Genomic DNA, 19,011 nt, shown 5'->3' with positions numbered 1-19,011 from the left:
GTGCCGATCCTCGATCTTCAGCAACGAACCCGCGAACTCGGCCGTATCCGGATCGGGCAGGTTCAGCCCACCAGCAACGGCCGGACCCGACCGGCCAAGCTCGACCGCTTCCGGCTCACGAGCGCCTCGAAACCGCTCCTCGACCAGGTCGCCGAACTTTACGGCGGCACCGTTCGCGAGTGGACTCCCGCCAACGGTGGCGCTCAACAGTGGGAGGTCGTCACCGACACCGCTCGTCTTCCCGTGATGGTCCCGCCCCAGTCGGTCAGTCAGTGGTACGAACTGTGGTCCGGCGGTGGGTGCCAGAGGAGGTGTGACGGTCAGCGCGAGGTTCTGACCGACTCCGCGTGCCCGTGCGGTCCCGACCCCGCACAGCGCGAGTGCAAGCCCACAACCAGGCTCAACGTCGTTCTTCGCGACGTGCCCGGCGTGGGCGTGTGGCGCCTCGAAAGCCACGGCTATTACGCGGCCGTCGAGCTTCCCGCAGTCGCCGACATGCTTTCCCAGACCTCGGGCTACATCCGGGCCTGGCTCGCCCTCGAGGAACGCACCGCCAAGCGTGACGGCCAGACGCGCCGCTGGATGGTGCCGACTCTCGAGGTTGACATCACCCCGTCCGAGCTGATGTCCGGCAACACCGCGCCCGGTGTCGAGGCGCCCTCTCGTGACTGGATCGCCGAGGTCCGACAGGCCGGATCGCTCGACGAACTGCGCGAGCTGTACACCCAAGCCCGCGAGGCTGGGGCGCCGTCCGGGTTGGCCGATGCCATGAAACAGCGGGCCGAGCAGATCACCACCGCGCAGACCCCAGCCGTCACCGCGCCGCCGGCGCCGGAAGCCCAGGAGGACGACGGCGACGCCGACGCCTTGTGGATGCAGTGCGTCGCAGCCGCCCCTGATGGGTGGTCGACCTCGGACCTGATGGACGCCTACGCGGCGCGCAACGGCGGCGAACTGGTCGATGACGCGAGCGCTGCACGCCTGCGCGAGTTCCTCGGCGCTCTGAAGGAGGGCACCGCCGCCCCGGCCTCGACGACGCCGACCCTTGACGCCCTGAAGGACAAGGCCGCCACCCAGGACGACGCCAACGGCGACACCGTCCCGTTCTGATCCCTCGGCCGGGGAGCGACGAGCGCCCCGGCCTACTCCCCGAGAGGAACGTATGACCCACACCGACGACAACCAGTTGCCCGACCGCAGCGGCGACGTCATCGACGACATCCGGGCCGCGCTCTCCCAGCGTGACGACCTGAACGACGAACACCGGGCGTTCTTCTCCGACATCGTCGACCGGTTCGAGGCCCTGGCCGTCGACCGTGATCGGCACCGGAGCGCCTGGCAGTCCGCGCGCGAGCGCGCTCGCCGTTGGCAGTCGCGCGCCGAGCTGCGCGTGATCGCGCGCAATCGGATGAAGCGTCAACTCGACCAGGCGATTCAAGAGCGCGACGAAGTGCTTGATCTCGCCCAGAACACGCCCCCTGCGCCTGCCCGAGACCTGGGCGAAGACGGGGAATCCGCGCTGACCCAGTTGTCCGCCCGGGTGTCCCGGCTCGAAGCCCTCGCACAGGAGGCAAGCCTGTGACATGGCACCACGACGGGACTCTGATCAGTTGGGACCTCGAGACGACCGGGGTCGACGTCGAGACTGACCGGATCGTGACCGCCTCGCGCTGGATCATCCGGCCGGCCGAAGGCTTCAAACGCCACTGTGGGTGGCTGGTGAATCCCGGTATCCCGATCCCTGAAGGCGCGTCCGAGATCCACGGGATCACGACCGAGCACGCAAGCGAGCGAGGCCAAGACGCGCGCTCGGCCGTGCGCGAGATCGCCGGTGACCTCGTGTCCTGGGCGAGTGAGGCGACGGCCCCGGTGTTCGTGGCGTTCAACGCGGCTTATGACCTGACGCTGTTGCATCGCGAATGTGTGCGTCACGGCCATGACGGCCTCGCCGACCAGCTCGCGAGGCTTCGGCCGTTCGTCGATCCGCTCGTGCTCGACAAGAACGCCGACCCGTTCCGGAAGGGCTCGCGCAAGCTGACCGCGATCGCCGCGCACTACGGGGCCGAACTGACCGACGAGGACGCGCACGGGTCGGCCGCTGACAGTCTCGCCGCCGCGCGCGTGGCCTACCGGATCGCGGTCAAGTATCCGGCCCTGGCGCGACGCATGCCCGATGAATTGCACGACATGCAACGCCAATGGAGGGCCGAGCAGTCCGCAAGTCTCCAGCGCTACCTACGCCGCAAGGACCCGACGACCGTCGTCGACCCCCATTGGCCGATCAAGCCCGTTCCGGCCGTGATCCAGGAGGAAATCCGATGACGACCAGCCTTCGCCCGCGCGCCCTCGGACTCGACCTGTCGCTGACCTCGACCGGCGTCGCCTCCTCGCTCGGATGGTGCACACGCATCCGCCCCGACGCCCCCGGCTCGCCCGACCGGAACATGCGCGGTCTCGACCGTCTGCGCTACATCGTCGCCAAGGTCGGCTCGCTGCTCGGCGAGTACGACCTGGCCGTGATCGAAGGACCGTCCCATGGCTCCAAACACGGGAAAGCGCACGAGCGCGGCGGCCTGTGGTGGATGGTCCGGGACGCCATCGAAGCGGCCCGCATCCCCGTCGCCGTCGCCCCGCCCTCGTCGGTCAAGCTCTGGGCCGCCGGCCACGGCCACGCCAACAAGCAACAGGTCATCGATGCCATGTGCGACCGGTACCCGACCACCGTGATCCGCAGCAGCGACGAGGCCGACGCCCTGGCGCTCGCCCACCTGGGCGCCGTCTGGCTCGCCGAGGAGACCGGCGCCACCGACGCCCAGCGCCGCGCCCTGTCCGGCGTCGACTGGCCGCACGCCCACGTTCTCGCCCACTGAACCCCCGAGGAGGAACACCGCCATGACGGAAATCAAGATCGACCCCAAGCTGAACGCGCCCATCACAAAGGCGCTCGAACCGCACGCCGACGAGCTGCTGGCCGCCTCTCTCGGAACCCGCGTGATCGCGCTGGTCGAGCTGTCCGTGGTCGAGCACGCCGAACGTGGCGACTCCGACGACGAGGTTGCGCACGTGGTCAAGATCCGGCCGGTGCTGATGGAGATCGCCACGGGCGACGACGAGCACCATTTGCGGCGTGCACAGCGTGCGCTGTGGAGCAAGCGGACCGCCGAGGGCACCATCACCGGCGACGCCGACCGTGCCCAGGCCGAGGGCGACATCCGTTACGCCGCCGGGCTGATCGGTGGTGATGACCAGTGACCGAGTCCGAGGCGATCTCTTTCAACCAGCTCATGAAGTGGCTCGCGCTGACGGCCGACCGCCCGTCCGAGGAGGACGCGCGCCGCGCCGCCGCCATGCTCGCCGACAATGCGCACAAGGCCCTCGGCGAGGGGTTCACGGCTGCGCGGGTGCTCGAGGTCTGGCCGCTGTGCGAGGAGTCATGACCGACGCCGACCTGGTCGACCGCGCGGTGCCTGATGCGCTCGCTCTGGCTGGCGCTGTCCGGCGCCGGGACTACTGGGAGATCCGGCGCATCCTGCACCGGCGCACCGTCGGCGAACACGACCAACGCAGGTTGTACGCCCTGGTGATCGTGCTCGCCGCCGCTGTGCCCGACGACGTGCCGCTGGGTGACCTCCTCGAGTGGGCCACGCATTGGCCCGAGCCGGTCACCGAGGAGAAGGCCGCCGCGCACCGCGCCGCGATCGCCCGACAGCAGTAACCCGCCTTCACCAGGGGCGACCCCGCGCAGGGGTCGCCCCGCCCCGAGAGAGAACGAGGAACCTATGAGCGTGCGCCTGATGGTCGAGGTTCTCGACCACGCGCCCCGCGAGTTGCCGGATGTGCAGCACCGCGCGCTCATCGCCGTTGCCGAGCGTCTCAACGACCGGACTCGCACCGGGTTTCACCCGCTCGACGAACTCGCGCACCGCATCAGTCGGTCACGGCCGACAGCCACGCGCACGCTTCGGGCGCTGACCGAGCGCGGGTTGCTCGAGGTCGTCAGCAAGGCCGGGCGGGGCAAGGCGACGGTCTACTTCATGCCGACGCTCGTGTCGGTAGAGGAGCCCGACGAGCCCGAAAAGGTGATCACCCAGGATGATGACCTTTCAGGCGAGGACGGCGCCGAAAAGGTCATCACTCAAGATGATCACCTTTCGACGGAGGAGGGGGTGGAAAGGTCATCATCTGAGCCCGAAAGGTCATCACCGAACGCGGAAAGGTCATCATCTGACCCCCAAAAGGTGATCACCCAGGATGATGACCCATCCCTTCATCCCTCATACATCCCTCATCATCCCCGCGTGCGCGAGGACCGTCCGGCTCCGCCTGTGGCTGATGCCGCGACGGATGACGACGAGGAACTGAGATCACTCGAAGACGACCCCGCGGCCACGGCCGCGATGGTCGCGCTCCGAGCGCACACGCACCGGACCATCACCGCCGACCACGCCCGAGCCGTCTCCCGCGTGATCCTGTCCGGCCGCACCGTCAAGGACCCGGCTGCCTACGTCCGTAGCGCCGTCGACCGCGACCCCGACCGGCACATCCCGGCCGCGCCCGCGCGCACCGTCGCCGAAGCCCTCGCACGCCCCGACAGCACCGACGCGGCCCCGAGCAGCACCGAGGAGCGACCGGCCGAGGTCGTCGGCCAGCTCGCCGCCCTGCGCGCCCGATGGGAGCAGGAGACCCGCGACCGCCAGACCGAGGACCGCCGTCAGCCGACCGCGTTCGCCCACCTGATCAATTCCAAGGAGTGACGATGGCCCTGCCCACCCTTCACCACACGTTCCGGCTCGTCGCCGACCCCGATATGCGAGCCCTACCGAGCGGAACCCCGGTCGTGAACTTCCGCTTGGCCGCGAACACCTCCCGCAAGGACGACAACGGCCAGTGGGTCGACGGTGACCGGTTCTTCATCCGCGCGTCGGCGTTCGACCGCACGGCCGAGGCTGTCGCCGAGGCCAACCTTCGCCAGGGCGACGAGGTGACCGTGCGCGGACAGATCAAAACCTCGGAGTGGGAGACGCCCGAGGGCGAGAAGCGGTCCGGCCCCGAACTGCGCGTGTACGAGATCGCCCGACCGGTCCGACCGCCGCGCCGCGACAACCCGCCGCGCCCGTCGCCCCCGCAGCAGCCCGACCCGTGGGGCGCCGCCCCGTCTTCGTTCGCCAACGAGCCGCCGTTCTGACCGTGCCCGACCAACCGACCGAGGAGTACCCGCAGATGAGCACCGGGGGAATCTGCACTGTGCCCGAGTGCGGCGAGATCGTCGCCGAGGCGTTCGTCTGCTCGACGTGTACGCACCGGCTCAGCGTGGCCCTGGGCGACGTCGCCGACCTGGCCGAGGAGCTACAGACCGACCTCACTCGACAGGGACGACGCGGCGGCCGGGACGGCGGCCGAGACGCCGAGGCACCGTTGCCGTTCGACGTGGGCGCGTCGATCGTGGCCGATGCGCTGCTGTCCACGTTGACGTCGTGGGCGTTGATCGTGGCCGGTGACCTGTTGGGCACACCGCCGGCCACGGGTGCGGCCGGGTTGGCGTCCTGGCTCGGCGCGCGGGTCGAACGGATCCGGCACCGGCCGGACGGCGGCGTGTGCGTCGACGAGGTGTGTGCGGCCATCGAGGCGGCGCGCGACCAGGTTCACGGCCCAGCCCGTGGTCCGAACTCGCTCCTGTTGGGCGTGTGTCCAGAGTGCGGGCAAGCACTGTACGGGCGGGAGCGCGTCCGACAGGCGCGTTGCAGGCGTGATGGGTGCGACGGCGTGGTGGACGCGGCCGAGTGGCGTTACGACGCGCTTCAGCAACTCGCAGAGGAGGTATTGCCCGCCGTCGACGCCGCGCGTGCGGCGTCGGTGTTCCTGGGCGTGGACATCTCGGCCGCACGTGTGCGCCAGTGGCGCCGACGTGGCCGACTCGCCCCCGTCGACCCTGACGCCAGCCGCCCGCTCTACCGGGTCGCCGAGGTGTGCCGCCTGCTCGACGTCGACACGCGACAGACCGCGTCTTGACGCAGGTGGGGCGTCTCTCCCGACGAGACGCCCCACCTGCGCTTGCACACCGCACTCCCCGCGTGTCACACTGGAGATGCCGTAGAGCACCTGTACCCAAAACCCGGAGCCATGAGGCCCCGGGTTTTGCTGTGTTCCGCGCCAAGTGGCAGGCAGCTGATCACTCGCCGAAGGTGTGGCGCCACTTCATTCGATCCACCACGCTCATGGGGTCGACGAACGTCGCTTCTCCGTCTTCGCGTGCCAAAGTGATGGCGAGTTCTTCCGGGTGGATAGATTCGGAGAATTCGCAGGTGAGATCCATGGTCAGTCCGAGAGTTCCTACCTGTGGTTCCAGACCTGCGGGGTAGTCGCCTCCTCGGGCCATCTCTCGATTCAAGACCAAGTGACTTTCGTCCTCGTGTTCGCAATAGACGTGCGGGTACTGACCCTCTATGTGCCCCTCAGAGTTGTTGACGATTCCTAGAGTGAAGTCGAAGGCGTGGGCCTGCCCCTCTTGCGCGTCCCTCAACCGTACTGACGTCACCGTGTACGACACCGCTTCCCCCCGCCCCATCGAGTCCGTCCGGTAGTCGAAGAAATCACCGAAGTGCAACGCGTCAGCCCCTGTGGCTCTTTGTGCATCCTCAGTCTCAGAGGGGGAGGCGTAGATCGCGATGCCGCCTGCGAGCAGCAGCGTCAGAGCGCCAGTGGCGAAGCCAGAGATAAAGCCCTTGATGAGGGACCACCCTTTCAACTGATCGAATCTCAGATAACAGACCAGCGTGTTCGATGATTTGGAGGATTGCTTTGAACCTATCCACCCAGGCTGATGAGATCACCGGGGAGGACGTCGTCACGCGCCAGGGCTGGGGCGCTGACCCAGACGGAGACCCGGCCGGCAACGGTCCCATCGAGGGGTCGCCGGGCATCGCGATCCACTACACGGGCTCGATTTGGCCCGTTCCCATCCTGCACCGCAACTGTGACGCCTACGTGCGTGGCATCCAGGAAGAGCACCTGAACGGCGACTACGACGACATCGCGTACAACTACCTCGTCTGTCGACACGGTTACATCTACATCGGACGCGGATACCAGTACCAATCCGGCGCGAATGGCACCGACTTCGGCAATGCCACCTACTACGCGATCTGCGGTCTGACTGGTGTCCTGGACGGACCCGTCCTCATCCCTGGCACCACACCGCCGCTGGTGTCTGCGGTTCGCCGCGTCATCGCCCACCTTGAAGGGCTGGGCGCAAACGCTAGCGACATCATCGGGCACGGTGACATCCCTGAGAACGACACCTTGTGCCCGGGAAACCTGCGCCCCTACGTCGAAGACGGGTCCTTCCAGCCGGAGAGCACCACCGCCGAGACCGCCGCCGAATCAGATGCACACATCAGAGTCGCACAGACAGCCGAGCCTCCCGAGTGGCCCGGTGTGGAGTTCACGAACCCGCCTCCGACCGAACACGCCTCCGTGCAGGTGTGGCAGGAACAGATGGTCACGCGTGGTTGGCGGCTCGACGTCGACGGTGTGTACGGCAACCGGAGCCAGCTCGCGTGTCGCCTGTTTCAGGCTGAGAAGGCGTTGGATGTGGATGGGATTGTCGGCGAGCAGACGTGGAACGCTGCCTGGACCGAACCCGTCACCGAGCCCGTGGACTGGACCTGGCCCGGACTCTACTTCCGTTACGAGCCGGCGAGCCTGCACCCTGACATCTCCCGCTCCTACCCGATCGTGACCACGCGCACCAGTGTGTCCGTCTGGCAAAGCCAGATGGCTCACCGCGGGTGGAACATCGGCGCGGTCGACGGTGTGTACGGGGCTCAGTCCCAAGCCGTGTGCCTGGCGTTCCAGGAAGAGAAGGGGCTCATGGTCGATGGGATCGTTGGCCCTGAAACCTGGGCAGCGTCCTGGGATGCTCCAATCGACTGAACCATCCCAGTAGAAGGGGTGTTCTCGCGTGAGGCGAGGACGCCCCCACTCGCATACCACTCGCCCTCGATGCACGCTTCCCCGAACCCTCCGTCTTCGATCTCTTGGCGCCGCACGTTCGGGGACGGCGACCAGGCACCCCTCACTCTCACGTTCCCCGTGTCGAGTGAAAGGCCCCAGTGCCTACACAGCCACACCAACAGCCACGCCACCCGCCACCACGTCTCGGCAGTTTGTGCACCGGATACGGCGGACTCGACCTCGCGGTTGAAGACGTCTTCGGCGCCCGCCTCGAATGGGTCGCCGACCCCGCCCCGGGACCCTCGAAAGTCCTCGCGCACAACCTGCCCACGGTCCCCAACATCGGCGACCTGAAGTCGATCGACTGGCCAAACCTGCCGCCCGTGGACATCGTCGCCGCCGGGTTCCCGTGTCAGCCCGTATCGTTCTCCGGTCGCCACCGCGGCACCAACGACGAACGGTGGCTGATCCATGACATCCTCGACGGCGTCCGACAGATGCCCCAGCGACCCGCCTTGCTCATCCTCGAGAATGTGCGCGGCCTGCTCACCGCCAACCAAGGCAACGCCATGCGAGCCGTCGTTCAAGGTCTGGCCGAGCATGGGTTTTTGGCACGATGGCGGGTTCTGCGCGCCTCCGACGTTGGCGCGCCCCACCAACGCGCCCGAACCTTCATCGTTGCTCGCGACGCCCTGCGCGTCCGACGAGGGTTGGGGACCGACCGAGACCGACCGTCGTTCCCGCAACCTTCAGGTGAAGACCTGCCACCAGGTACGGGCGATCCTCGACCAAGCGGCCGAGGACGGCCTGATTCCGCCCTTTGGGGGCGGTTCTCACCGCACATCAGATGCTGGGAGCAAACCCTAGGGCGACCAGCCCCGTTCCCCGCTGACATCGGTCCGCGAGGCCCCCGCATCAGCATTCCATTCGTGGAATGGCTTATGGGGCTTCCCGCCGGCTGGATCGCCGACGTCCCCGACCTTCCGCACACGAAACGTCGGGAGATCCTCGGAAACGGCGTCGTCCCACAACAGGCGGCCGCGGCGATCGAAGACCTGATGAACTGGCCGACCCCCGAACGGGTCGGCCCCTGAACGTGCCCGCCCTCCGCCAGGCTGGGGGGTCCTCGGCGTCGAGGGCGGGCACCCCTTCCACTTACAGCCGGTCCAACAGGTCCTCGGCCGCCTCGACCGACTCGCGCGCCGCCTCGAGGTCGTCAGACTCCAGAGTCTCGGCCGGGTCGAGCATCACGTGCGCCAACCAGCCGGAATGGTCTTCGAGGTCGCTCGCGACCTGGGCGACCTCGACCCCGTCCGAGGCATCCGCGCTCACGTCCGGCCAATCGTCGCTGCCCCAACCGTCGTTGATCTCCTCGACCTCCTCGAGGAGCCCCTGAAGCTCGGCATCGGTGCCCGCCTCGGCGTCGTAGTCGACGACCGCCCCGGTCGCCTCGGACTGCTCCTCGACGAACTCAACGACGGCCCCGTACCCCTCGGGCACGTCGGACGCCTCGGCATCCTCGNGAGCCCAGCCGCAGCGGACACGGCAGCAACAGCCAACGACATACGCATGGTGCGCACTCCAAAAGATCAGGGGATGGACTCGCCACGGTAGGCGCACATCACGACCACATCCGGCCAAGTGGCCCATTCCGGCCAGAAGGGAACCATGCCCAAGCGCCCGCCGTCCCGCTGTACGAACCCCACTTGCCGAACCCTGGTCGACCGGCCCGGCCGGTGCCGCACCTGCCGACAAGGCACCAACGACGCGCACCGCACCGAGTGGAAGTGGATCTACAACGACCCCCGGTGGCACGCCCTACGCGACCGCGTGCTGTCCGAGGAACCCGTCTGCGCGTGCGGATGCGGCGCCCCTCCGACCGTCGTCGACCACATCACTCCGCACCGCGGCAACGAACGCCTGGCCTTCGACCGCACCAACTGCCAGGCAATGACCCGCCGGTGCCACGACGCCAAGACTGCCACCGAGACCCTGAACGCACCCGGGCGCGACACCGTGACCGTCATCCTCGGCCCGCCCTGCTCGGGCAAGACCAGCACCGCGCACACCCTCGCCAACCCCGCCCGGGACATCGTGATTGACCTCGACGCCCTCGCCCAGGCCCTCACCCCACACCCCGCCAAGTCCCCCCATACCAGCGACCCCCCTACCCCTGCCAGGCCCCCCACCCTGAACAGACCCCCCCTCACACCGAGGACCCCGGGTCCGGCCACCCTCGACCGAGGCCACACCGCCGGCCACACACGGGCACAGCCGACACGTCGTGGCCTTCGCCAACGAAGCACGCGACGCGCTCATACGACGGCTCGCCCGCTCCCATCCCGCCCGGCACGTGTGGATCGTGACGACGAGGCACGCCGACGCCGACGCTGTTCCTGGCGCTCGCGTGATGCGACTCGACGTCGACGCCGACGAGTGCAAGCGACGCGCGAGCGCGGCCGATCGTCCGGCGAAGTGGCAAGAGCTGATCGAGGAATGGTTCATCGTCGACCGAACCCGCGCGGCGCGCGGCGACTCTCGGTGACCGGGGGCGGGCCAAAAGTCCAGCCCATGAGGGCGCTCAGAACGCGCGGGGTGGGCGAGCGCACGTGACGGAGGGTTTCGGGGGGTTTCATCACGGACGCTCTCGTGAGAGCCTGCGACCAATACAGTCAAATAGCCAAATTCTCGGCAGAGAGGAACTGAATGGTAAATTGGATTAACCGCGATGACTGGGGGCGATGGAGCATCGCGAGCGGAGTCACGATATCACGCCCGAGAACGGCGGAATCGCGATCCATCACGTTGGCGCGAGTTCCAGCATTGATGCGAATCATTCAAGTTGTGCTGCGCGCGTTCGAGGGATCCAGCGTCAGCACATGTTCTTCACGCTGCCGCCATACGATGATATCGCGTATAACCACATCGTCTGCGTCCACGGCTACACGTTCTTCGGGCGCGGCGGCCTTGTTCGGTCCGGGGCGAACGGAACTGACGAGGGAAATCAGAACTATTACGCGATTCTAGGGATGATGGGCCTTCCCGACCCGGTGTCGAACGAGATGGTGGACGAGATCCAGCGTCTGATCGAGTACATGCGGGAGTGGGACAACGCGGGACCTGAAATCGTTGGGCACCGGGACCTGTTCAGCACCGAATGCCCAGGGCGTCTGTACGAATATGTCCAGGGCGGGCACCTCGAACCGGGAAGCCCTCCTGACGACCGGCCGCCGCCCGGGCCAACGCCGCCCGGAGGCGGTGACGGCGACGAGGCCCCCACATGGCCTGGCGTGCTGTTCACGAACCCCACCGAGCACCAGTCTGTCCTGACTTGGCAGGCGCGTATGCAGGAGCGCGGGTGGAACATCGAAGTCGATGGGGTGTACGGCGACTACTCAGAGCTCGTCTGTTCCCAGTTCCAAGAGGAAAAAGGCCTGACGGTCGATGGAATCGTTGGTGAACAGACCTGGGTCGCGGCGTGGGAAGAGCCCATCACGCCCGGCCCTCCGGATGGGAGCCCTGCACCGGCTTGGCCGGGGATCGAGTTCAGCTATCCGCCGGAAACAGTCCACTCAAGCGTGACCACGTGGCAGAACAGGATGCTGGCCCGTGGATGGAACATCGGTGTCGACGGGGTCTATGGGCCCCAGTCGGAGACGGTCTGCACCGACTTCCAGGAAGAGAAGGGGCTGACGGCGGACGGCATCGTGGGCGAACAGACCTGGGCAGCAGCCTGGGAAGAGCCCATTACTTAGCCATCTGGCCTCCGGCTCCATCTGCCATAGTCCGGTGGAGCCGGAGGTCACTCCACGCATTCACCGTCTACGACCTTGACGTTACCGCCTTCCCACCCGTCAATGTTTAGACTATCGTCGCCGTCGATCCAGTCGATATTGTATTCACTAAAATACAATTCGCCTCCCCCCTTTAAGGGGCAAGAAACATCAATCCGCGCCCACCCTTGGTCGCCTGCTGTCCCATCTGGCCAGGCTGCAGATATTTTTCCGATTCCCCATGCTGACTCTTCACTCCAAGAAAACCAGGTCATGGAATCGATTCGGACATAGTTTGATGGCATGTAAGAATTGGGTGCCACGTGGTAGCTGGCATACTCTCCAGGCTCCATCACATGAACGACTTGCCCGAAGTTGATCCGCGCCCCAGTTGCATAGTTGCGGCCTGCAATCATGGCCATAAGTGCAACACAAATAAGTGCAGCTATGATAGCTATCTTTTTGGTTCGCCTGGACATTAATTCCTTGCCCTGTTGGTCTTGGGTTGATTATTTTACCATTGAAGTCAACCTTTATATTCTCAGGGGGTAAGACATGGGAGAGAGGGGCCCTGTTGCTGCGCCGGACAACGTTCGCGCGCTGCGCGGGATGGCTCCGGCGGTTCCTCGGGTGAAGGCGCCGCCGTCCGCGCCGTCTCCCCCGTCGTGGCTCGACCGCGAGGCTAAGGCTGAATGGAAGCGGGTCGTGCCCGAGCTGGATCGGCTCGGCGTGCTGTCGCGCGTTGACCGGGCGGTTCTGGCTACGTACTGCTCGGCCTGGTCGAAGTTCGTCGACGCCGAGCGGGCGATTCAGGCTGACGGGTTGACCGTGGTTGGTCACCGGGGTGCCGAGCGCAAACACCCGGCGTGGCAGCAGTGGAGGGAGACGGCGACCGTGGTTGCGACCCTGTCCAAGGAGCTGTTCACCAGCCCGAACTCGCGTCTTCGATCGGTGAAGCCGGACGGGGGCGAGGATGACGACGACCAGGACGTACTCGACTGAGTCGGCCCTCTGGGGCGAGATCGTCGAGGCGATCGCCGGATGGGTCGACGAGGGGCTTGTGGAGCCCTCGCCGTGGTTGTCCGAGTGGGGTCACCGGCCGCACATCACGACGCCGCTCCCCTACCGGGCGCCCGGTGTGTGGTTCGACCGGCAGGCCGTCGAGCGGGTCCTGAAGTTCTTCGCCATGTTGCGTCAGTTGATCGGCCGTCACGCCGGTCATGCGTTCGTGTTGCAGGACTGGCAGGTCAAGTACTTGATCGCGCCGGTGTTCGGGTTGAAGCACCCGGACGGGCGCCGGGTGATCCGCACGGTGTGGTTCGAGATCCCGCGCAAGAACGGCAAGAGCACCTTGTGTTCGGGGCTGGCGCTGTACCTGTTCGCGGCCGATCGCGAGCCGGGCGCCGAGGTCTACGCCGCCGCCGGCGACCGGGATCAGGCGAACATCGTCTTTCGGGCTGCGGCGAACATGGCGCGCGAGTGCAAGCCCCTCGCCCGCAAGCTCGGTAAGCGCGGCATTCAGAAGAAGCTACTCGAGCACCCGCAGACGCACGCGATCTTTCGCGCGCTGTCGTCGGAGGGTCTGCGCTCGCACGGTCTGAACGTGCACGGTGGCGTGATCGACGAGGTTCACGTCCACCGGAACCCGGACGTCATCGACGCGTTGGAGACCGGCACCGGCGCGCGGGAACAGCCGCTGATCGTGTTCATCACCACGGCCGACGACGGCGCCGGGGACACGGTCTATAACACCAAGCGCGAGGACGTCGAGAACCTCGCCGCCGGCCACTCCGCCGACCCGACGACGTGGGGTGTGGTGTTCGGTGTCGACGACACCGCCGAGAACTTCGACGCCTTCACCGAGGAGACCCTGAAGCGGGCGAACCCCGGCTATGGGGTGACCGTGATGTCGGACTACCTCACGGCCAAGGCGGCCGAGGCCGAACGCTCGCCCGCCCAGTTGAACCGGTACCTACGCCTTCACCTGAACGTGCGCACCAAGCAGACGGTGCGCTGGATTCCGCTCGAAGTCTGGGACCAGGGCGGGGGCCTGGTCGACGTCGACGCGCTCGCCGGACGCACGTGTTACGCCGGGCTCGACCTGTCGTCGACCTCGGACCTAACGTCGCTCGTGTTGTGGTTCCCGCCCGAGGAGGACCCCGACACCGGCGAGCACGTGTTGTTGCCGTTCTTCTGGTTGCCCGAGGACAACCTTCAAGATGTGCAGCGGCGAACGAAGGTGCCCCTCGACCAGTGGGCGAAGACGGCGGGACCGATCGGCCCCTTGTTGCGGCTGACCGAGGGGAACGTGGTCGACTACCGCGCCGTGCGCGAGTTCGCCCTGGGCATGCTCGGCGAGCGGTTCGACGTCAAGGCCCTGGGCTACGACCGGTGGAACGCCACCGAGACCGTTCTGGAACTGCGGGACGCCGGTGTGCACGTCGAGCCGGTCGGCCAGGGCTACGCCGGGATGAGCCCGCCGGCGAAGGAACTCGAGCGGCTGTTGCTCGCTGGTCGGGTGAACCATGGCGGGCACCCGCTCATGCGCTGGATGGCTGACTGTGTCGAGATCCGCCAAGACGACTCGGAGAACATCAAGCCCGTCAAGCCCAACCGTGCGACCTCGGCGAAGCGGATCGACGGGTTTCCCGCCACGCTCAACGCCTTGTCACAGCACCTGTTGCGCTCCGGCCAGACCGAGCAGCGGCCCGAGCCGCGAATCCGTGTGATTGGAGCCTGACCCATGTCCGACCCCTCGACAGCGTCCCCGTGGTGGCGCCGCGCCGCCGTGGCCGTGTCCGGCCTGTGGCCTCGTGGTCGCGCACGCCGTGTCGACGTTGTCCAGACCTGGTGTGAGATCGGCGGGGCCGGATGCCTGGTCGCCGCGGCGTTCACGCTCGGTGTGACCGCTGGCCTCCTCGCCTTGGGCGCGACTCTGCTCGTTGCTGGGAATGTCCGAGTGGAGGTGTCGAGCTGATGCCGATCTTTCGCCGGATGTTCGGTGGTGACCGTCAGGAGCGCCACCGTAAGGCGTTGCCGTTCCTCGGCGGACGCTCGACGGCCTCGGAGGTGTCCGTCACGCCCGAGCGGGCGCTACAGATCGCCGCGGTGTACTCGTGCGTGCGCCTGCTCTCGGAGTCGGCCGCCATGCTGCCCGTGGCCCTGTACGAACGCACCACGAACGGCCGTCGACGGCTCGACGGACACCCGGTCGAACGGCTGCTGACGCAGGTCCCGAACCCGGACATGGACGCCTCGGAGTTCTGGCGCACGATGGTCGCCTGGATGGGCATCCGGGGCAACGCCTACGCCTTCATCGAACGCAACGCCGCCGGCGCCCCTGTGGGGCTCTGGCCGGTGTCCCCGATAGCCGTCGACGTGCGCCGCGCCGACTCGGGTCGGCTGGTGTACGACGTGCAGTCCGACCAGCTCGTTGACTACGTGCCCCTGCCGAACGGGCGGGGCCTGGTGCGCGCCGAGAACATGCTGCACTTCCGTGCCTTCGGCATGGGTCCCGAGGGCCTGTCCCCTGTGGGCATGGCGCGCGAACAGGTCGGTACGTCCTATGCCGCCATGCGCTACGTGGGCGGGTTCTTCGCCCGGGACGCCTCGCCGGGCGGCGTCGTCTCGGTCGAGGGCGAGCTGACCGATACCCAGTACGACCGGCTGACCGCCCAGTGGCGCAGCCTGCACGAGGGGTTCGACAAGGCACACCGGCTCGCGTTGCTCGAGGGCGGCGCGAAGTGGGAGACGACCACACTCAGCCCGGTTGATGCTGCGTTCCTGGATACCTACCGGCTGACGCGGACCGATATCGCGGGCATCTACGGGGTGCCGCCGCACATGATCGGCGACGTCGACAGGTCGACATCGTGGGGTTCGGGGATCGAGCAGCAGTCCCTCGGGTACGTGATCTACTCGCTGATGTCGTATCTGACCAGGCTCGAGAAGGCGACCGCGGTCAAACTCCTGGGCGATCGGCAGTACCTGAAGTTCAATCCCAACGCCTTGGTCAGGGGTGATATCACCGCCCGGTACCAGGCTTACGCCCAAGGCCGCCAGTGGGGATGGCTGTCGACGAACGACGTGCGCCGCCTCGAAGACCAGGAGCCGCTCGGCCCCGAGGGCGACGTCTACCTTCAGCCGCTCAACATGGTTCCCGCCGGTGAACCGGCGCCGCGCCCCTCGGGAGAGATCGGCATGCGCTCGCGCCAGAGGCGCGCCCGGCCGCCCGAGGAGGAACACGCCCCCTGGGTACGACGGCACGCCGACGCGATCAGCGCCGTCCTACTCGAACAGGTCGACGAGATCGCCGACCTGATCAACGCCCAGGCCGAGCGGTCCGCCCGTCGTGACCTGACGCAGGAGGACCTCGAGGCCGAACTGACCAGCGACACCTCGAACCGGCGCATGCGGGATGAGTTGGCCCGGTTGTCCGAGGCCACGACCGAGGAGATCGGCCGACAGCGCGCCGAGGAGCTGGGCGGGTACTACGACGTCGCCCGCACGCTCGCGCTGATCCGAGAGAACGCTGACGCGAGCGCGCTCAACATCAACCGCTCGACGGCCTCGGTCATCGCGAACGTGCTCAACGCCGGGATCGCCGAGGGCACATCCGCTCGGAACATCATCCGCAACGTCGTGGCGTCGATGGCCAACCGCGCCGACGATCTGGCCGCAGCTCGGGTCGCGTGGGCGAACGCCTTCGCTACGAACGAGGCCGCGTCCCAGACCGGCGCACGCACCAAGACATGGGTCGTCACCTCGGCCGACCCGCGCCCTTCGCACGCTTCGGCTGACGGTCAAACCGTGCCGATCGGTGACGACTTCGACGTTGGCGGACGGCGCGGCCGGTGGCCGCACGATCACCGTCTGGGCGTCGACGAGATCGCCGGCTGTTCGTGCGTCCTACAGATCAACATGTAGAGGAGAGACCACCGATGCCGACGATGGAGCGGCGCGCGTTCGGGCTGACCGACATCCAGGTACGGGCCGCGAGCGACGACGCCGAGCGGCTGTCCTTCGCCGGCCGGGCGATCGTGTACGACCAGTTGTCCGAGGACATGGGCGGTTGGCGCGAGCGGATCATGCCCGGCGCGGCCACGCGCACTCTGACCGACGCGCCTGATGTGCGGTTCCTGCTCAACCACGATCCGAATTACCTGCTCGGCCGCACCTCCTCGGGCACGCTCCGGCTGTCCGAGGACAACGGCGGGGTCACCGTCGAGGCCGACATGGCGAACGTCAGCTATGCGCGGGACTTGGCCGAGCTGCTGGAACGGCGCGACATCACACAGATGTCGTTCGGGTTCTGGATCACCGCGGACGGCTGGGACGGCACCACGCACGAGGTGTACGGGATCGACCTCGACGGCGGCGACGTGTCCGTTGTGACCTACCCGGCGTTCTCGCAGACCTCGGCCGAGCTGCGCGCCGCCGCCGCGAACCGCATCACGCCGCCCGACCCCGGCTATTCGGTCGAGCGCGCGCGGCACCGGCTCCGCGAGGCCGAGCTGCTGTCCCGACTCTGATCAACGCACCGACCGGCACCCCGTCGAGGGTGCCTTTTTCATGCCCGGCACGCCCCGGGAACCACAAGGAAGGAATCCGCCATGCCTACGAGTGTGGAGCTGCGTCAGCAGCGCGCCCGGGTCGTCGAGTCGCTCCGGGAGATCACCGAGACCGCCGAGAAGGCGAACCGCAACCTGGAAGCCCAGGAGCGCGAGAGCTACGACCGGCACGAGTCGGAGTTCCGCGAGCTGTCCGAGCGGATCGAGCGCCAGGAAGCCCAGGAGGCCCGCGAGGCCGACCAGGCCCGTTCGCTGGGCGACACCTCCAACCCCGGCAACTCCGAGCCCGACCGGCGTTCGCAGGTGCGGCGCGCCTTCGTTCAGGCCCTTCGGATGGGGCCGGCACGGATGGCGCCCGAACAGCGCGCCCTCGTGCAGGACGAGGCCGGGATGATCATCGTCCCCGAGGAGCTGGAAAGCGAGATCCTGCGCTCCCTGCCCGGTCTGACCGTCATCCGCCCCCTGGCCAACACCCGGCCGATCGGCACCAACCGCGTCCGGCGCCGGTCCCTCGACGAGGTGTCCGTGGGCTGGGGCAAGCTCGAGACCGGCGACCAGTCCCTGACCGACTCCATGCCGGACACCCCGCGCGAGGAGTACACCTACGTCGAGGACCTGTACGGGCTCGCGAAGGTCGGTGAAGACGAGTTCGACGACACCGATGTGAACCTCGAGGCGTTCATCAGCGACAGCTTCGCGCGGGCGATCGCCGAGGCCGAGGACACCGGTTTCACGGTCGGCGGGGGCCGCGAGGACCACGAGCCGGTCGGGTTCATGACCTCGGACGGCGGGGTTCCCACAGTCACCGGATCGAGCCCGGACTACTCCGGCGCCAGCGAGGGCGTCGCCCTGCTCGACGACATGAAGGCGCTCATCTACGCGACCCCGGCGCAGTACCGGCGCAATGGTGCGTTCGTGCTGCCCTCGGGCACCGAGCTGTTCATCTCGACCCTGAAGACCGCGAGCGGCGCCTACTACTGGCAGCCCAGCGTTCAGGCCGGGCGCCCGAACACCTTCCTGGGCTATGCGATCCACAACCAGGAGGACATCGCGAGCATCGCGGCCGGCGCCCGGATCGCGGCCTTCGGTGACTTCCAGGCCGGATACCGCATCTACGACCGGCAGGGCATGACCCTGAAGCGCCTCGAGGAGCTGTACGCCGAAGACGGGATGCTGGGCTTCAAGGTCCGCTACCGCGTCGGTGGCGACGTGGTTCGCCCGCAGGCGCTGCGCATCCTCGAGACCGCCGACAACGGCAACGGCGGCGGGGGTGACGACGGATGGGCAACCAGACAGTCGGCCGCCAGTTGATGCACGCCCTCGACGCATCCGGCGACCCGGTGCCCGTGTCGGTCTCCGACCTCGGAGGGGGCGGGACCGTGGACCTGAACGCCGAGGCCCCGGCGACCTACGACGCCGAGACCCAGACGATCGGCGTGCAGCTCGGCACCGGCGCCAACACGGCCGCGGCCGGGAACCACACCCACTCGGCCGGCGACCTGCCCACAGCCGAAGCGGTCGCCGACGTCGAGGAGGAGGACACCGACGCCGCCGTGGCCTCGACCCTGAACGCGCTCCTGGCGTCTCTTCGCGGCGCCGGATACCTCGCCGGGGGTGGTGACTGATGCGCATTCGCGTTACCGCCGTGACCGGCCTCGCTGACGGCCGCGGCAACCNCAGCTCGGGCGCGCCTGGATCGCCGCCGGCCACGCCGA

Annotated in this window: 23 protein-coding genes; 20 read left to right on the top strand and 3 right to left on the bottom strand. The window is 67.6% G+C overall.

Going from position 1 to position 19,011, the window contains the following annotated elements; all coding sequences use genetic code 11:
- The 10 genes from D474_RS0113930 to D474_RS0113885 all read left to right on the top strand — a co-directional run bounded on the left by D474_RS0113930 (position 1) and on the right by D474_RS0113885 (position 6,009).
- Positions 1–1,110: a recombination directionality factor gene (locus D474_RS0113930; RefSeq protein ID WP_020480270.1), complete on the top strand. Its 1,110-nt coding sequence runs from the start codon at positions 1–3 to the stop codon at positions 1,108–1,110.
- A 52-nt stretch (positions 1,111–1,162) separates the two neighbouring features.
- A complete protein-coding gene (locus D474_RS0113925; protein ID WP_017614168.1) occupies positions 1,163–1,582 on the top strand; it encodes a hypothetical protein in 420 nt (139 codons plus the stop codon).
- Entirely contained in the window at positions 1,579–2,322 is a 744-nt protein-coding gene (locus D474_RS0113920; RefSeq protein ID WP_017614167.1) for an exonuclease domain-containing protein, read from the top strand. The genes D474_RS0113925 and D474_RS0113920 overlap by 4 nt, the downstream gene beginning before the upstream one ends.
- Positions 2,319–2,870 carry a RuvC family protein gene (locus D474_RS28745; RefSeq protein ID WP_017614166.1) on the top strand — a complete coding sequence of 184 codons (552 nt, stop codon included), beginning with the start codon at positions 2,319–2,321 and terminating at the stop codon, positions 2,868–2,870. Before D474_RS0113920 ends, D474_RS28745 begins: the two co-directional genes overlap by 4 nt.
- A gap of 22 nt (positions 2,871–2,892) precedes the next feature.
- Positions 2,893–3,252, top strand: coding sequence for a hypothetical protein (locus tag D474_RS0113910; protein WP_017614165.1), 360 nt, complete (start codon positions 2,893–2,895; stop codon positions 3,250–3,252).
- A complete protein-coding gene (locus tag D474_RS0113905) occupies positions 3,249–3,437 on the top strand; it encodes a hypothetical protein (RefSeq protein ID WP_017614164.1) in 189 nt (62 codons plus the stop codon). The genes D474_RS0113910 and D474_RS0113905 overlap by 4 nt, the downstream gene beginning before the upstream one ends.
- Positions 3,434–3,715 carry a hypothetical protein gene (locus D474_RS0113900; RefSeq protein WP_017614163.1) on the top strand — a complete coding sequence of 94 codons (282 nt, stop codon included), beginning with the start codon at positions 3,434–3,436 and terminating at the stop codon, positions 3,713–3,715. Before D474_RS0113905 ends, D474_RS0113900 begins: the two co-directional genes overlap by 4 nt.
- A 70-nt stretch (positions 3,716–3,785) precedes the next feature.
- Entirely contained in the window at positions 3,786–4,754 is a 969-nt protein-coding gene (locus D474_RS0113895) for a hypothetical protein (RefSeq protein ID WP_152476837.1), read from the top strand.
- 2 nt (positions 4,755–4,756) lie between these two features.
- Complete coding sequence (locus D474_RS28740; RefSeq protein WP_017614161.1) at positions 4,757–5,185, top strand: single-stranded DNA-binding protein; 429 nt, start codon at positions 4,757–4,759, stop codon at positions 5,183–5,185.
- 2 nt (positions 5,186–5,187) lie between these two features.
- Entirely contained in the window at positions 5,188–6,009 is an 822-nt protein-coding gene (locus D474_RS0113885; RefSeq protein WP_017614160.1) for a hypothetical protein, read from the top strand.
- 160 nt (positions 6,010–6,169) lie between these two features.
- Here the strand turns inward: D474_RS0113885 and D474_RS0113880 are convergent, their stop codons facing one another.
- On the bottom strand, positions 6,170–6,745 hold the full coding sequence (locus D474_RS0113880; RefSeq protein WP_017614159.1) for a hypothetical protein: 576 nt from the start codon (positions 6,743–6,745) through the stop codon (positions 6,170–6,172).
- Positions 6,746–6,780: 35 nt separating this feature from the next.
- Here D474_RS0113880 and D474_RS30490 point away from each other — a divergent pair, with 35 nt between their 5' ends.
- Both D474_RS30490 and D474_RS31055 read left to right on the top strand, forming a co-directional pair.
- Positions 6,781–7,932: a peptidoglycan recognition protein family protein gene (locus tag D474_RS30490; RefSeq protein WP_083931823.1), complete on the top strand. Its 1,152-nt coding sequence runs from the start codon at positions 6,781–6,783 to the stop codon at positions 7,930–7,932.
- A 233-nt stretch (positions 7,933–8,165) separates the two neighbouring features.
- Positions 8,166–9,047 (top strand): DNA cytosine methyltransferase, encoded by an 882-nt coding sequence (locus D474_RS31055; protein WP_017614157.1) that lies wholly within the window; start codon positions 8,166–8,168, stop codon positions 9,045–9,047.
- 61 nt (positions 9,048–9,108) lie between these two features.
- On the opposite strand, the gene D474_RS0113860 is transcribed toward D474_RS31055, so the two are convergent.
- Entirely contained in the window at positions 9,109–9,453 is a 345-nt protein-coding gene (locus D474_RS0113860) for a hypothetical protein (RefSeq protein ID WP_017614156.1), read from the bottom strand.
- A gap of 784 nt (positions 9,454–10,237) precedes the next feature.
- On the opposite strand from D474_RS0113860, the gene D474_RS30480 reads away from it, so the two are divergent.
- Positions 10,238–10,498: a hypothetical protein gene (locus D474_RS30480; protein ID WP_017614154.1), complete on the top strand. Its 261-nt coding sequence runs from the start codon at positions 10,238–10,240 to the stop codon at positions 10,496–10,498.
- Between the two features lie 196 nt (positions 10,499–10,694).
- Positions 10,695–11,708: a peptidoglycan recognition protein family protein gene (locus D474_RS28715; RefSeq protein WP_083931821.1), complete on the top strand. Its 1,014-nt coding sequence runs from the start codon at positions 10,695–10,697 to the stop codon at positions 11,706–11,708.
- A 47-nt stretch (positions 11,709–11,755) separates the two neighbouring features.
- Here D474_RS28715 and D474_RS31785 read toward each other — a convergent pair whose 3' ends face one another.
- Entirely contained in the window at positions 11,756–12,205 is a 450-nt protein-coding gene (locus tag D474_RS31785; RefSeq protein ID WP_152476835.1) for a hypothetical protein, read from the bottom strand.
- A gap of 226 nt (positions 12,206–12,431) precedes the next feature.
- On the opposite strand from D474_RS31785, the gene D474_RS0113845 reads away from it, so the two are divergent.
- The 6 genes from D474_RS0113845 to D474_RS0113820 all read left to right on the top strand — a co-directional run bounded on the left by D474_RS0113845 (position 12,432) and on the right by D474_RS0113820 (position 18,921).
- A complete protein-coding gene (locus tag D474_RS0113845) occupies positions 12,432–12,728 on the top strand; it encodes a phage terminase small subunit P27 family (protein WP_017614152.1) in 297 nt (98 codons plus the stop codon).
- 136 nt (positions 12,729–12,864) lie between these two features.
- Positions 12,865–14,466: a terminase large subunit gene (locus D474_RS0113840; protein WP_161628681.1), complete on the top strand. Its 1,602-nt coding sequence runs from the start codon at positions 12,865–12,867 to the stop codon at positions 14,464–14,466.
- Positions 14,467–14,702: 236 nt separating this feature from the next.
- On the top strand, positions 14,703–16,652 hold the full coding sequence (locus D474_RS30475) for a phage portal protein (RefSeq protein ID WP_017614150.1): 1,950 nt from the start codon (positions 14,703–14,705) through the stop codon (positions 16,650–16,652).
- Between the two features lie 14 nt (positions 16,653–16,666).
- Entirely contained in the window at positions 16,667–17,257 is a 591-nt protein-coding gene (locus tag D474_RS0113830; protein ID WP_017614149.1) for an HK97 family phage prohead protease, read from the top strand.
- Between the two features lie 81 nt (positions 17,258–17,338).
- Positions 17,339–18,607 (top strand): phage major capsid protein, encoded by a 1,269-nt coding sequence (locus D474_RS0113825; protein ID WP_040703562.1) that lies wholly within the window; start codon positions 17,339–17,341, stop codon positions 18,605–18,607.
- Positions 18,577–18,921: a hypothetical protein gene (locus D474_RS0113820; protein WP_152476831.1), complete on the top strand. Its 345-nt coding sequence runs from the start codon at positions 18,577–18,579 to the stop codon at positions 18,919–18,921. Before D474_RS0113825 ends, D474_RS0113820 begins: the two co-directional genes overlap by 31 nt.
- Positions 18,922–19,011: the final 90 nt, after the last annotated feature.

The organism is Nocardiopsis salina YIM 90010 (genome assembly GCF_000341025.1).
In the GTDB taxonomy this organism is placed as follows: Bacteria; Actinomycetota; Actinomycetes; order Streptosporangiales; family Streptosporangiaceae; genus Nocardiopsis; species Nocardiopsis salina.
This window is presented reverse-complemented; position numbering and strand designations above follow the sequence as displayed.